This window comes from Bradyrhizobium sp. AC87j1 (assembly GCF_002936975.1).
GTDB lineage: Bacteria > Pseudomonadota > Alphaproteobacteria > Rhizobiales > Xanthobacteraceae > Bradyrhizobium > Bradyrhizobium shewense.
This window is the reverse complement of record NZ_PTFE01000078.1, coordinates 25,253-39,444: the sequence shown is the minus strand read 5'-3', so window position 1 is coordinate 39,444 and position 14,192 is coordinate 25,253. Positions and strand designations below refer to the sequence as shown.

12 protein-coding genes and 1 pseudogene are annotated in these 14,192 nt (G+C 65.4%); 8 read left to right on the top strand and 5 right to left on the bottom strand.

Features of this window, described 5'->3' with window-relative positions:
* Window positions 1-315 precede the first annotated feature (315 nt).
* The 3 genes from CV770_RS30575 to CV770_RS30565 are packed head-to-tail and all read left to right on the top strand — an operon-like array spanning window position 316 to window position 2,854.
* Entirely contained in the window at window positions 316-1,710 is a 1,395-nt protein-coding gene (locus tag CV770_RS30575) for an MATE family efflux transporter (protein WP_104465006.1), read from the top strand.
* Entirely contained in the window at window positions 1,707-2,195 is a 489-nt protein-coding gene (locus CV770_RS30570; RefSeq protein ID WP_091962137.1) for a DUF2867 domain-containing protein, read from the top strand. The genes CV770_RS30575 and CV770_RS30570 overlap by 4 nt, the downstream gene beginning before the upstream one ends.
* Window positions 2,192-2,854: a 2-hydroxychromene-2-carboxylate isomerase gene (locus CV770_RS30565; RefSeq protein WP_104465005.1), complete on the top strand. Its 663-nt coding sequence runs from the start codon at window positions 2,192-2,194 to the stop codon at window positions 2,852-2,854. Before CV770_RS30570 ends, CV770_RS30565 begins: the two co-directional genes overlap by 4 nt.
* Before the next feature lie 16 nt (window positions 2,855-2,870).
* Here the strand turns inward: CV770_RS30565 and CV770_RS30560 are convergent, their stop codons facing one another.
* Together CV770_RS30560 and CV770_RS30555 are read right to left on the bottom strand one after the other, a co-directional pair.
* Window positions 2,871-3,365 (bottom strand): septal ring lytic transglycosylase RlpA family protein, encoded by a 495-nt coding sequence (locus CV770_RS30560; RefSeq protein WP_201760110.1) that lies wholly within the window; start codon window positions 3,363-3,365, stop codon window positions 2,871-2,873.
* A gap of 312 nt (window positions 3,366-3,677) precedes the next feature.
* Window positions 3,678-4,793 carry an FUSC family protein gene (locus tag CV770_RS30555; protein ID WP_104465004.1) on the bottom strand — a complete coding sequence of 372 codons (1,116 nt, stop codon included), beginning with the start codon at window positions 4,791-4,793 and terminating at the stop codon, window positions 3,678-3,680.
* Between the two features lie 118 nt (window positions 4,794-4,911).
* On the opposite strand from CV770_RS30555, the gene CV770_RS30550 reads away from it, so the two are divergent.
* Window positions 4,912-6,279, top strand: a complete 1,368-nt coding sequence (locus tag CV770_RS30550) for an MmgE/PrpD family protein (protein ID WP_104465003.1) — start codon at window positions 4,912-4,914, stop codon at window positions 6,277-6,279.
* Between the two features lie 82 nt (window positions 6,280-6,361).
* On the opposite strand, the gene CV770_RS30545 is transcribed toward CV770_RS30550, so the two are convergent.
* Both CV770_RS30545 and CV770_RS30540 read right to left on the bottom strand, forming a co-directional pair.
* On the bottom strand, window positions 6,362-7,903 hold the full coding sequence (locus tag CV770_RS30545; RefSeq protein ID WP_104465002.1) for a serine hydrolase domain-containing protein: 1,542 nt from the start codon (window positions 7,901-7,903) through the stop codon (window positions 6,362-6,364).
* A gap of 146 nt (window positions 7,904-8,049) precedes the next feature.
* A complete protein-coding gene (locus CV770_RS30540; protein WP_104465001.1) occupies window positions 8,050-9,111 on the bottom strand; it encodes a helix-turn-helix domain-containing protein in 1,062 nt (353 codons plus the stop codon).
* A gap of 269 nt (window positions 9,112-9,380) precedes the next feature.
* Here CV770_RS30540 and CV770_RS30530 point away from each other — a divergent pair, with 269 nt between their 5' ends.
* The 4 genes and pseudogenes from CV770_RS30530 to CV770_RS30510 all read left to right on the top strand — a co-directional run bounded on the left by CV770_RS30530 (window position 9,381) and on the right by CV770_RS30510 (window position 12,544).
* Complete coding sequence (locus tag CV770_RS30530) at window positions 9,381-10,298, top strand: pirin family protein (RefSeq protein ID WP_104464999.1); 918 nt, start codon at window positions 9,381-9,383, stop codon at window positions 10,296-10,298.
* Window positions 10,299-10,374: 76 nt separating this feature from the next.
* Window positions 10,375-11,289 carry a phosphoribosylaminoimidazolesuccinocarboxamide synthase gene (locus CV770_RS30525; RefSeq protein ID WP_104464998.1) on the top strand — a complete coding sequence of 305 codons (915 nt, stop codon included), beginning with the start codon at window positions 10,375-10,377 and terminating at the stop codon, window positions 11,287-11,289.
* Between the two features lie 363 nt (window positions 11,290-11,652).
* Window positions 11,653-11,842 (top strand): annotated as a pseudogene (locus CV770_RS44095) (hypothetical protein); the annotation flags it as partial.
* 426 nt (window positions 11,843-12,268) lie between these two features.
* On the top strand, window positions 12,269-12,544 hold the full coding sequence (locus tag CV770_RS30510; protein WP_104464997.1) for a hypothetical protein: 276 nt from the start codon (window positions 12,269-12,271) through the stop codon (window positions 12,542-12,544).
* A gap of 52 nt (window positions 12,545-12,596) precedes the next feature.
* On the opposite strand, the gene CV770_RS30505 is transcribed toward CV770_RS30510, so the two are convergent.
* Window positions 12,597-14,090, bottom strand: coding sequence for an NAD-dependent succinate-semialdehyde dehydrogenase (locus CV770_RS30505; protein ID WP_104464996.1), 1,494 nt, complete (start codon window positions 14,088-14,090; stop codon window positions 12,597-12,599).
* Window positions 14,091-14,192 lie beyond the last annotated feature (102 nt).

The following is a 14,192-nucleotide window of genomic DNA, read 5'->3' as shown; positions in this document are numbered from 1 at the left end:
ATTGGCGCCGGCGCCCTTCGGCATCAGCGCTTCCACAAAGCTCGGCTGTCCTGTCCGCTTCACCGCCATCGATACCTCCAAGGCTTTGACCTAGGGAATCACAACTGGCGGATTACGCAACAGGCCCCTTGCGGGAGAAGGTGGCGCGAAGCGCCGGATGAGGGGTATGCCTCCGCGAATTCAAGCAAAAGTTGGACTCGCGGATAGAACCCCTCACCCGTCTCGCCGCTTCGCGGCGATCCACCCTCTCCCGCAAGGGGAGAGGGTAAGAGAGACGGGCCATGTTTTCGTCGCTCGGCCGTGCTATGAGCCGCCATGCTCGACACCGTCCAACATCATTCGCAGCCGCAAGCCGGCGTGCCGCAGAACCATCTCGCCGAAGAGTTCGTCGAGACGCTGCGGCTGGCCGTGCCGATGATGCTGACGCAGCTCGGGCAGATCGCGATGATCACGACCGATCTCGCGCTGATCGGGCGGCTTGGCGAGGATGCGGTGGCCGCGGCGGCGCTGGCGCACACCGTCTATTTCGTCAGCTTCACCTTCGGGCTCGGATTGATGGCCGCGGTGTCGCCACTGGCCGCGCAGGCGTTTGGCGCCGGAGATGTCAGGCTGATCCGCCGCTCCTTGCGCGTCGGCCTGTGGGTCGCGCTGCTGATCTCGCTGCCGATGATGGCCTCGCCGCTCTATGGCGAGCGGATCCTGCTCGCGCTCGGACAGGCGCCGCAGTCGGCCGCGCTGGCCCAGCGCTACCTCAACGGCCTGGCCTGGGGCATCGCGCCGGCGCTCGGCTTCATCGCGTTGCGCAGCATGATGAGCGCGGTGAACCGGCCGCAGCCGCCGCTGTGGATCACGCTCGCGGCGATCCCGGTCAATGCTGCGCTGGTCTATGCGCTGATCCACGGCCTGTTCGGCCTGCCGGAGCTCGGCCTGTTCGGCGCCGGACTTGCGACCACGATCGTCAACCTCGGCACGTTCGTCGCCGTGCTCGCCATCGCAGGGCTGCGCAAACCGTTTTCGGACTACCGCCCACTCGCCCGCCTGTGGCGGATCGACTGGCCGCTGATGCGCCAGCTGATCGCGATCGGCGCGCCGATCTCGTTTTCGCTGCTGCTGGAATATGGCCTGTTCTCCTCGGCGGCGCTGCTGATGGGGCTGATCTCGACCGCCGCGATTGCCGCGCATCAGATCGCGCTGCAGATCACCGCCGTGCTGTTCATGGTGCCGCTCGGCATCGGCATGGCAGCCACCGTGCGGGTCGGCCACGCCTTCGGCCGCGGCGAGCCGGCCGCGGTGAAGCGCGCCGGGCTCGTCGCCGCCTTGCTCGGCATGGCGCTCGTCTCCGCCCTGACGATCGCCATCATCCTCGGCCGCTACCAGTTGGGCCAGCTGTTCTTCGGCAGCGGCGAGGCGAGCGCGGCCACCATCGAGCTGACCGCAACGCTGCTGCTGGTCGGCGCCACCTTCTTCATCGCAGACGGCCTGCAGACCATCATGGGCGGCGCGCTGCGCGGCATCAACGACACGAGAATGACACTGCTGTTCGCGGCGATCGGCTACTGGGGCATCGCCTTTCCCATCGCCTGGGTGCTGGCCTTCAACGCCGGGCTTGGCGCGGTCGGCGTCTGGGTCGGGTTTTCGGTCGGGACGTTCGTCTACGCCGGGCTCTTGATCTTGCGCTTCCGGATGCTGACGCGCAGACTGGCGGGATGAACGGAGCCGTCCGCGAAGTCACGCCTGAGGTCGATGCCGACACGCTGCTGGCAGGCGCGCAATTCGTCGATGCGTTTCGCATCGAGATCGGCGCAGCGACGGTGAATGCCCGCGAGGCCTGCACCCGGATGGTGCTGCACGGGCCGCGCTGGATCGACGTGCTGCTGCGCCTGCGCAACATTCTGGTGAGCCCGTTCGGGCTGAAGACATCAGGCGAAGGCGCACCGGCGCCGCACGGTCTGATCGGCCTGTTTCCGGTGGTCGACGAAACGCCGGAGCGGCTGGTCGCGGGTTTCGACGACTACCACCTCGACTTCCGCATCGTGGTCGATGTTGCAGGAGGTACGGCAGGCCGGCAGGTAACCTCGACCACGCTGGTGCGGACGCATAATCTTCTGGGCCGAACCTACCTCGCCCTCATCACACCCTTCCACAAGCTCGTCGTCCGCGCCATGATGGGACGGATCGTGGAGCCGGCGCGATGACGCTGTCCGTCGATCTATTCTTCTCCTTCCGCAGCCCGTTCAGCTATCTGGCGCTGCCGAAGACGCTGAAGCTCGTCGAAGACTACGATCTCGCCGTGAACCTGCGGCCGGTCTATCCGCTCGCGGCCCGCGTGCCCGGCTTCTTCAAGAAGGCCAGCCCGAACTTCATTCGCTATGTGGTGCTCGACAGCACGCGCGTGGCGCAGCACGAGGGCATTCCGTTCCGCTTTCCCCGGCCCGATCCGATCGTGCAGGACAAGACGACGTTCGATGTCGCGGCCGAGCAGCCCTACATCCACCGCCTGACCCGCCTGGGCGCCATGGCGCAGCTCGAGGGACGCTCGCTCGCATTCACCTCCGCGATCGCGCGCGTGCTGTGGGACGGCTCGGTGGCGGGCTGGAACGAAGGCGATCATCTCGCGCGCGCCGCCGAGAGCGCCGGCTTCGACCTCGCCGCGATGGATGAAGCGATCAGCGCCGACGCGGATCGCTACGAGCAGGTGATCGCCGGAAACGAGAAGGATCACGCCGCCTCCGGCCATTGGGGCGTGCCGACCTTCGTATTCGAGAACGAGCCGTTCTTCGGTCAGGACCGCATCGATCTCTTGCTCTGGCGCATGCAGGGCAAGGGGCTGACGAAGCGTGCGGGCCGACATTGACGAACACCGCCCGTGTTCAGCCCACCGGCCCCGGGGTCCAATTGTCCCCAGCAAGCGGACTAACTCTCACATCGGGAATGACCCCGAGGTCCATGCTTGGATCGAAATGGCGCATCGTCCGCTCATTGAGGTCAATGATGCGGCCAGGCCTTAGTGGCCCCACGTCATTTATCTTGACGATGACCTTCTTGCCCACGGCTTCGACGAGGGCATATTTCGGCCTCGCGCCAAATTGAACCCCACCGAATTTGCGACGCAAGCTCGTCTTGATGGCAGCCGTCCAGGCAGAGGGATCATAACGCTCGCCGGTGGCTGTCTTCGGACCGCCCTCCTCCTTGCCGGGCTTGAACGGATTGTATGTGGACGCAGCCCCAACGATCGCATCGCCAGAGGCGGCATCGACGACGTCACTTGAGTGATCCCCATGTGTTTCACTTCGAGCAACGGCAACAGAGAAGGCGAGCGCAACCAGGGCGCCGCAAATTGCGGCGCTCGAGCGGAATAGCATCATAAGTCCTGTGATTTTTTAGATTGACCGGTTCCAGAACCGCAAACGTGGTCAAGCGAACGCAGAAGCGTTCATGAACTTGTGCCAATCGTTTTGCGGATTCGAGCCAGCCAACCCCTGGCTACGGAACCGTCGTGGGAACCGGAGTGGCCCTCACGTAGTGTTTTAGCTTCACACCGACTAAGACAGAGATTGCGTCAGCAGCATGACCCGATGGAACCTAGCGCGTGCAGCGTCTCAGGCAGCCGATCAGAGTCAAGCCGCGCGACGTGCGCATTGCTGTCGAGAGCCGACGTTTACGAGGACGCGCCGAACTCACTCCGCAACGCGCGCGGTCTTGTCGTCCGAGACCTCCGACCATTCGCCGACGACGCGGTCGAGGTCGCAGAGATTCTGGTGCATCTGCTCCAGCGAGAAACCGAGTGCGAAGAAGCGTTCGGCCGTGTCGCCGGCATGGCCACGGATCAGGCCGTCGTGGCGGACGGATGCGACCGCTTCGGCGTAGTGCTGAAGCGCGACGTGGACGGGATGGATCGGCGGCGCGCCGGCGCCTTCGCGCAAGGCCGCCGCGGCCGACCGCAGGAAGCGCGCGATCACCGTCGAGACCTCCGTCAAGGGAGCTGCGAGCCGCGTCTGCACCTCGATCGGCAACGGCACCACCGTAGCGCGGCCGATCATCACGACGTCATGGCGCAACCGCAGGACCGTTCGCAGCAGCGGGCCGGTGTCCGGACCGCTCGACAGCCGCGCGGCGCGCTCGCGCTCGGCTTCAGTGCCGATCGCATTGAGACCAACCATCGCGGTGCCGATCCCGTCCTGGATCCGGTGCAGCGCGTCGTTGTCGCGGCCGCGGGTGAGGCCCGCGAGCAGCTCGGTGAAGGCATCGGCGATCAGCTCGAGCAGGATCGCGGCGCTGGCACGGATCTGCCGTACCGCGCGCGAGGGCAGCACCAGGAACGACACCAGCAATCCCGTGATGGCGCCGACCCCGACCTCGCTGACACGGTCGATCGCCGAGGTCATGGGATCGGAGTGATGCATGGTCGGAACCAGGAGCACGATCACGGCGGTCACGGTGGCGGCGCTGAGGCTCGGATTGATCGCGGCGATGAAGGCGAGCGGCGCGACCGAGAGCACCAGAAGCCCCAATAGGCCTGCCTCGCTGGAATAAGGAATCAGGATCGCGATGGCGCCGCCATAGATGGCACCGCCGATGGTGCCGAGCATGTAGTCGCGCGTCGCCTTCAACGAGCGGCCGACGCTCATCTGGGTCACGATCAGTGAGGTCAGCACCGCCCAGAGCGGCAATAGCAGATGCAGCGCGGTGGCGAGCGCATAGGCCGCGGTCGCGGCCACCGTGACCCTGATCGCCAATCCCAGTTGCGTCCGCCGCGACCTGATCCGCTCCCACACCTGTCCTGCGAATGCCATCGTCAGACGTCCCAATCTTCTCGGGCCAAGCAAAAGCATGGCTGATGCCCGCGGCCGCAAGGCCGCTTGAAAGGCCAAATCAGCCCGCCTAACTTGCGCGCCAAAACGAGGAAACACGATGGCCCACGAAACCGCAACGCTTGCCGCCTACGTCTTCAACCTGGAATACCAGGATATTCCGGCCGAGGTGCTGGATCGCGCCAAGGTGCTGACGCTGGACTTCCTCGGCAGCGCGATCCGGGCCAGGCGCGAGGCGGAATCGACCCCGTCGATGCTGAAAATGCTGGAGGCGCTGGCGCTCGACACCAAGGGCGAATCCACCGTGTTCGGCGACTCCAAGACCTGGACGCCCGCGGTCGCGGCGCTGCTCAACGGCGCGCTCGGCCATTCCCTCGATTTCGACGACACCCATGCCGATTCCTCGCTGCACCCGAGTGCGCCGGTCGTTCCGGCCGCCTTCGCCGTCGGCGAGATGGTCGGCGCTTCGGGCCGCGATGTGCTGACCGCGATCGTCGCGGGCTATGAGGTCTGCTGCCGGCTCGGCAACGCGCTCGACCCTACCTCGCATTATGCGCGCGGCTTCCACCCGACCGCGACCGCCGGCACCTATGGCGCTGCCGCGGCGGCCGGAAAACTGTTCGGCCTCTCCGAGCAGCAGATCATCGCCGCCTTCGGTGTCTCCGGCAGCCAGGCCGCCGGCTCGCTGCAATTCCTGGTCAACGGCGCCTGGAATAAGCGCTACCAGGTCGGCGCCGCCGCGATGAACGGCGTGATCGCCGCGACGCTGGCGCGCAACGATTTCGTCGGCGCGACCGAATCGGTCGAAGGCAAGCACGGCCTGCTCGCCGGCTACACCGACGATGCGCATCCGGACAGGGCGGTGGCCGAGCTCGGCAAGACCTACGAGACCATGAAGATCGGCGTGAAGCCATATCCGAGCTGCCGCTACACCCATGCCGCGATCGACGCGCTGATCGCGATGCGTCGCGAGCACAATCTGACACCGGACCAGGTCAAGCGCGTCGAGATCGGTTTGCATCGGAACGGCATTACCTTGACCGGCGATGCCGCGACCAAGCGTCATCCGACCTCGATCGTCGGCGGCCAGTTCTCGATGTTCTTCACCGGCGCGCTCGCGCTCGACCAGGGTTCGTTCGGCTGGGACGACTACAACCGCCTTGGCGATGCCGCGATCGACGCGCTCGCCGACAAGTTCGACGTGGTGCAGGACGACCGGCTCGAGATCGGCCGCACCCATCCGTTCGGCGCCCGCGTCAGCATCACGACGGACGATGGCGTGCATGAGCGGCTCTATGCGGATCCGTCCGGCGAGCCGAATTCGTTCCCGGACGCGCAGGCGATGCAGCAGAAATTCCTGACGCTGGCGCGCCCTGTGCTGAACGCGCGCGCGGAAAAATTCGCGGATGCGATCATGACGCTGGAGCGATTCGATCGCGTGGCCAAGGCGACGGAGCTGGGGCGGTAGAAGCGACGGCTCTTTCCTTCCCTTCTCCCCTTGTGGGAGAAGGTGGCGCGAAGCGCCGGATGAGGGGTACGTCTCCGCGCAATCAACTGCATGAGAGGCGTGCGGAGAGAGACCCCTCACCCGTCTCGCCGCTACGCGGCGAGCCACCCTCTCCCACAAGGGGAGAGGGGAAGTAGCGCCAAGCTCTACTTTCAATTCGTCCCCGCCAGCTTTCCTTCTCGCGCGTTGCCGCAATCACATCACGCACCAGATCGAACACGCCATCCGCCCCCAGCGGCCCGTTCGGCGAGCGACCGAGCCGCACGATCACCAACTTCTCCGATGGGATCATGATCGCGTACTGCCCGATCGTGCCCTTGGCGAAGAAGGCATCGCGCGGCCAGCCGTGCTCGATGCGAAACTTTGCACCAATGCTGCCGCCCTCGTTGGTCCAGAAGCCGGCGCCGATGCCGACCCAGGCGTGCGGCGTGGCTGACGCGGAATAATTCACCCAGCCTTCGGGCAGGATACGCTTGCCGCCGGCTATGCCGTCGTTGAGATAGAGCTGGCCGAAGCGCGCCCAGTCGCGCGCAGAGGCCAGCATTTCGCCGGAGCCCTCGATCGTGCCTGAAGCGTCGAGCTGAAGCGTGACGTTGACCATGCCAAGTGGCGCGAACAATTCGCGGCGCGCGAAGCGGAGCGCATCGGCGGGCTTGCCGCCGGTGGCATCACGCAGCAGATGCGCGAGGATGAGGAAGTTGCCGTCGTGATAATTCCACGCCGTGCCCGGCGCGGTCGCAAGCGGCGCGCGCTCGGCAAAGCTGGCCATATCGTCTTCGGCATATTTCATGGTGTTGACCGGTTCCAGCGCGGAGCCGAGCGAGGCCTCCAGCGAGCTTCCGAGCGCAATGCCCGCGGTGTGACGCAGCAATTGATCGACGGTGATGGGATGACGCGGATCATCCGGATTTTGCCAGGCGGCGACGGGCGCGGGCCCGTCGAGCTTCAATTTGCCCTGGCGCACGAGAATGCCTGTCAGGGCCGACATCACCGACTTCGTCATGGAGAAACCGAGCAGTTGCGTCTCCGGCCCGATGCCGTCGGCATAGCGCTCGGCGATGACGCGGCCGGCCTTCATGACAACGATAGCGCGGGTGCGGCGATAAGGCGGCTGCGCGGGCTCGGCGAAGGCGCGGTCGAGCGCGGCTGCCAGGCCCTCACTTTGCGGCGGCACGATCCCCGGGCCGGCGATCTCGGGGAGCAGCGCGGGCTGCTTGTCGTCCAGCGGCAACGCGACATCGGCGATCCCCTGCCCGTGCTCGAGCGTGCAGCCGAGCCCCTCGCGATAGACGGCATGGCTGCGGCCAAATCCGAACAGGGACACCGTGACATCCTTGCGCGTGCGATCGACCCGAAGATCCATCGCCCAGGTGAGCAGACCCGCGCCCGGCATCGCGTCGGTGGTCTCGGCGAGGTCGCGCGTGGGATCGAGGCCTGAGACGAAGGTCTCCGAGCAGAGCGTGTGGGCGATGAAGCCGGTCGCAACCTTCGGCACGTTGCGGGCGCGCGCCGCGCCGAGCGCGAGACCGGCACAGGCGATGGCGATGGCGATGGTGGCGAGGATGATCTTGCGGCGGCGGGTCACGGGCTTTCTCCGGCTTTGGGGCGAGTGCGGGAGAGCAGGCCGGAGGCGGGCGATACGCGCTCGCCGGATTTGAAAAACGACCTCGTCGAAAGTGATCGAGGCTCGTCGATTTCGGAATTCTTACGTGATTTCAAAGGTCTAAAAATCTACGCCGCGTCAGCCTTGAGCCGCCGATATTCCGTCGGCGTCACCCCAGTCACGGCCTTGAAGGCGCGGTTGAACGGACCCAGCGACTGGAAGCCGGCGTCCATCGCGATGGTGATGACGGGAACCTCGGACTGGGTGGCATCGGCGAGCGCAGCCTTGGCCTCCTCGATCCGGTGATTGTTCAGGAACACATTGAAGTTGCGATACCCGAGCCGCTGGTTGATCAGCCGGCGCAGCCGGTATTCCGGAATTTTCAGCCGGCCCGCCAGCACGCCGATGGTGATATTCTCCTGACGATAGATCCGCTCGCCCGCCATCAGTCGCATCAGGGCGTCGATGAGTTTTTGATCGGCGGATTCATCGGCCGCAGGCTGACTGAAAACAACCGGCGGGGCGGGCGCCACCGCGGCCGGAAACAGATCCGCCCCATCGATGCGCATCATGGCATAGACGATCGCCGCGACGGTGCAGGCGAGCACGCCGGCATTGATGGTTTCGGCGACATCGCCGACGTGGTGGCCGACGACGGCGATCTGGAGCACCGCGTTCAGCCCGCCATAGAGCGCGGTTGCACAGACGACGAAGACACGAGCGCTGCGGCGGCGCTCGACCAGGTCAGCCGGCCAGGAGGCGATCATCTGCCCGACCGCAAGGGCGATGAAACCGAGCACGATCAGATTGACCGCCGTCACCGAGAAGCGCACATGGCCGCTGGGCGCAATCCAGATGCAGCCTGCGAAGCTGAAGGCCGTCACCAGCGCCCAGACCCATCCGTGCCACCAGCGGAGGTGAAACGCGTCGTCGAACAGGGAGCGTGTGAACAGCCAGAACACTACGATGGTGCCAGTCGACAACGCGATCAGCGGTGCATGCCAGAGCGCGATCGGCGAGGTGACATCCACCGAATAGCTCACCGCATGCGCGGCCGAGCTGAGCGCGAACGCGGCACCGAGGCGGGCTGCCAGCACGTTGCGGAAATCGGAGATCAATGACGCCGCCAGCACCAGCAGCAGCGCAACGCTGGCAGCGCGGAAGGCGAGCTCGGTTGCGGCAAGGGTCATGCGGTAATGCGTTCGGTCGCGGTTGGAACCAGCCGAACATCGTTCGTTGGGGCTATTTTTTCAAGGACCATCCTTACTCACAACTGTCATCGCCCGGCTCGACCGGGCGATCCAGTACTCCGAGACAGTTATAATTGAACCGAAAAGCCTCGGCGTACTGGATTCCCGGCTTCCGCGGGGAATGACAGCGGAGTTTGCGGGCGGCCTTTGCCACGACGACGACAAACTCTGCTAAGATCAATCTCACAAAGATACGGAAGGAATCCACCATGAGCTGGCAACCCTCGAACGATCCCGTGCTCGGCGATCCCATGTCCTGCGATGCGCTCGATCTCGTCATCGTGCCGCGCACGCGCGATCTCGGCGACGGATTCGCGGTGCGACGCGCGCTGCCGCATGGCAAGCGGCAGATGGTCGGGCCCTTCATCTTCTTCGACCATTTCGGTCCGGTGCAGTTCGTCTCCGGCAAGGGCATGGACGTGCGGCCGCATCCGCATATCGGCCTTGCCACCGTGACCTACCTGTTCGACGGCGCGATCATGCATCGCGACAGCGAGGGCAACGTCCAGGAGATCGCGCCCGGCGCGATGAATTTGATGACGGCCGGGCGCGGCATCGCGCATTCCGAGCGCACGCCCGAAGCGCAGCGCGCCTCGGGCCAGAAGATGCTGGGCCTGCAAAGCTGGATCGCGCTGCCGGCGGGATCGGAAGAGATCGCGCCGTCGTTCCAGCATTACGGCGCCGGCGATTTGCCGATGATCTCCGAGCGCGATTTCACCGCACGGGTGATCGCGGGCTCGTCGTTCGGCATCACCTCGCCCGTGACGATGGTCTCGCCCTGGTTCTACACCGAGGTCACGGCCGCCGCCGGCGCGAGCGTGCCGCTCGATCCCGATCATGAGGAGCGCGCGATCTATATCGTCGACGGCGAGGTCGAGATCGCAAACGAGCGTTACGAGGCGCCGCGACTGCTGATCTTCCGCCCGGGCGACCGCATCACCGTGAAGGCGCTGAAAGCGACCCGGATGATGTTTCTCGGCGGCGATGCGCTGGAGGGGCCGCGCCACGTCTGGTGGAATTTCGTGTCCTCCAGCAAGGAGCGGATCGAGCAGGCCAAGCAGGACTGGAAAACCGGCCGTTTCGCTGCAGTTCCGCAGGAACATGAGTTCATTCCGCTGCCGGAATAGGCTAATCCGGTTGCCGGCCGTGCGTCCAGTGCGGCCGGATGTCCCGTCTGAAAGCCAAGTCTGCGAAAGCTTTGCGATGACCACCATGCTCTCCAGCGACCTGCCCCTGCCCAAGATCGGACGCGGCAAGGTGCGCGATATCTACGCCGTCGACGACGATCGCCTGCTGCTCGTCACCACCGATCGCATCAGCGCCTTCGACGTGGTGATGGGCGAGATCATCCCGATGAAGGGCGCGGTGCTGACCCAGATCAGCGCGTTCTGGTTCAACGAGCTCGAAAGCGTGGTGCCGCATCACATGATCAGCGCCGACACCGACGAGATCATCGCCGCCGTGCCGGCCTTGAAGCCGCACCGCGCCGAGATCCTCGGCCGCGCCATGCTGTCCCGCCGCACCACCGTGTTTCCGATCGAATGCGTGATCCGTGGTTATCTCTCGGGCTCGGCCTGGAAGGAATACGCCGCCAGCGGCACGCTCGCCGGCGAGAAGCTGAAGGCGGGCCTCGTCGAGAGCGAAAAGCTGGAGCCGTCGATCTTCAGCCCGGCGACCAAGGCCGAGACCGGCCACGACGAGAACATCACCATCGCGAAGATGCGCGAGGTCGTCGGCGACGACGTTGCCTATACGCTCGAGAGCATGACGCGTGCGATCTACACGCTCGGTGAGGAACTGGCGCGCGAGCAGGGCATCATCATCGCCGACACCAAGTTCGAATTCGGCCGCGACAAGGACGGCCGCATCATCCTGATCGACGAGGTCATGACACCGGATTCCTCGCGCTTCTGGGCGGTCGATGCCTACAAGCCCGGCCAGCCGCAGGCCAGCTTCGACAAGCAGCCCTTGCGCGACTATCTCGACGTCGAGCGCCGCGCCGGCCGCTGGAACGGTGACGCCCCGCCGCCGCCACTGCCGGCCAGCGTGGTGGAGGCGACCAGCAAGCGGTATCTGGAAGCGTATCGTCGCGTGACGGGGAAAGAGCTGAAGATTTAAGTCCGGCTGTTGTCACTCACTCCTTCATTGCGGGAGCCCTTGCGACGAAGCAATCCAGGCTGTTTCCGCGAATGTAAGTGCTGCGGCGCTAGATCCCATGATAAGGCAGTTGGCGTGACCCATTGAGGCACGGCGGCACAATAGCGCCCCTCACCGATTTCCCATATGATCCATGGCTCTCCAAAGCACAACACGGCGTGCCTCCGATGAAGCGTCTCCTCTCGCAATCGCTCCTGCCGCCGCTTGCGCTGAGCGCAAACGGCTTCGGTTGCACGCCGCTCCAGACCAGCGCGACGAAGACGTCCAGGGACACCGCCCCTGGACAGCGAAGGCGCATTTGGAAGACAGCCATGGAGAAGAAGCATGACACCTACACGTGTGACAAGAATTGCCATAGCAGCCTCGACCTTTGCCTGCGCGGCGTTGTTCTCCTTCGCGTGGTCTGAGGAGCACGGCGTCTCGATGTCGGTCGACAATGCACAGGCGCGGGTCGGCCGCCCGCTGACTCCGGTGAGCGTTGCCGGCGTGGCGCGTCGACAGACTCGGCGCGCCGCATACGGCTACGGTGCCGCCGCAGTCGGCGCAGGCGCCGCAGCAGTTGGCACGGCCGCCGCGGTTGCCGCAACGTCGCCGGGATGGGGGACCGGTCCGGGTTACTATGCGGGGAGCGGCCCCTACGCGTCTTACGCCTACTCGCCGGATGACTGGCGCAAGCGAAACGGCATGGTCTGCACGCCCGGTACGATGACCAAGATGGAAGACGGCCGGATGTATCGCTGCCAGTAACGACATAGGCGCACGAGCGGGAGGCGGCCTTCGAGCCGCCTTCCACATTTCGCGCCTCCGCCGAAAGTTCCGCGCCTCGCAGCAGCGAGCAAGCCGCTCTGCAAGTCCTCGGCTGCATTGATCCAGATCAAACCGGAAGCGAATGGCGGAGGAATGCTGCTCACTCGGCTTTGACACAACGAGGGAGATTGCCATGAGGCTGGTCGGCACCAAGCGAATGCTACTTGTTGCAGCCGTTCTGGGCTGCGGAATGTTCGGCTCGGCGAACTGGTCGAACGGCACCGGTATCGCACTCGGCGTTTCAAGCGCCGAAGCCAGGGTCGGCCGACCGGCCACCCCAGCGAGCGTCGCCGGCGTTGCACGCCGAACCACGCGGCGCGCGGTCGTCGGTGGCGCGGCTGTGGGTGCGGCAGCTGCCGGCGCAGCATGCGTCCGCGTCTATGTGAACGGCGCCTACGTGTGCCGCTGATGCATTCGCGCCGGCGAGTCCAAATCGCCGGCGCGGGAGCCTCGATTGCCGGTCACACCCCCGCCATCATCACGTATTTGATCTCGACATATTCTTCCATGCCGTGACGTGAGCCTTCGCGCCCCAGGCCGCTTTCCTTGACGCCGCCGAAGGGCGCGACTTCCGTGGTGATGAGGCCGGTGTTGACGCCGACCATGCCCGATTCCAGCGCTTCGGCGACGCGCCAGACGCGGCCGAGATCGCGGGAGTAGAAATACGACGCCAGGCCAAACGGCGAGGCGTTGCACATCGCGACCACATCGGCTTCGTCCTTGAAGCGGATCACCGGCGCCAGCGGGCCGAAGGTTTCCTCCTGCGACACCAGCGAGTCCGGCTTGACGTCGGCAAGCACGGTCGGCTCGAAGAACGAACGCCCGAGCTCGCTGCGCTTGCCGCCGATGACGACCTTCGCGCCGCGCTTGACCGCATCCGCGATGTGGCGCTCGACCTTGTCGACCGCCTTCAGGTTGATCAGCGGGCCCTGCGTGACGCCGCTCTCGGTGCCGTCGCCGATCTTCATCGCGGCGACCTTCTTCGACAGCTTCTGCACGAACTCGTCGTAGATCTTGTCCTGAGCGTAGAGCCGGTTGGCGCAGACGCAGGTCTGGCCCATGTTGCGGTATTTCGAGACGATGGCGCCTTCGACCGCAGCGTCGATATCGGCGTCGTCGAACACCACGAAGGGCGCATTGCCGCCGAGCTCGAGGCCAAGCCGCTTCACGCCGACGGAGGCCTGCTGATAGAGGATCTTGCCGACCGCTGTCGAGCCGGTGAAGCCGACGAAGCGCACCGCCGGATGCTCGCACAGCACCTTGCCGATCGGCGGCGCATCACCGGTGATGATGTTGAGCACGCCCTTGGGGATTCCGGCCTTCTCCGCCAGTACAGCCAGCGCCAGCGCCGAGAGCGGCGTTTCATTGGCGGGCTTGAGCACCACGGTACAGCCGGCGGCGAGCGCCGGGGACACCTTGCGGGTAATCATGGAGTTCGGGAAATTCCACGGCGTGATCGCGCCGCAGACGCCGATCGGCTGCTTGATCGCGAGCAGCCGCGCGTCAGGCCGCTGCGTCGGAATGGTCTCGCCGTAGACGCGCCTCGCTTCCTCGGCGAAGAACTCGATATAGGCCGCACCGATATCGACCTCGCCGAGCGCTTCCGAGAGCGGCTTGCCCTGCTCGGAGGTGAGGATCAGCGCGAGATCCTCGCGGTTGGCGATGATCAACTCGTACCATTTGCGCAGGATGTTCGACCGCTGCTTGGCGGTGTGCTTGGCCCAGGCCGGAAAGGCGCGCTGAGCAGCCTCGACCGCCTTGGTGGTATCGTCCGCACCGAGCTGCGGCACTTTTGCGAGCTCGACGCCGGTGGCCGGATTGTTGACGGCGAAGACCGGCGTGCCGACCCAGGCGCCGTCGATGTAGCAGGCCTCCTTCAGGAGCGAGGGGTCTTTCAACCGGTCGCGCAGGGTGGCGGTGGCTTGCGTGGCGCGTGCGGCAGCGGGCGGGGTCATGGCGTTACTCCTCGAACGATCATTTCGGGGCGATCGGATCGGCCGGAATATAGGGACAAGCAGCGCGCAATGCACCGTCCCACAACGCACATCTGATGGGAG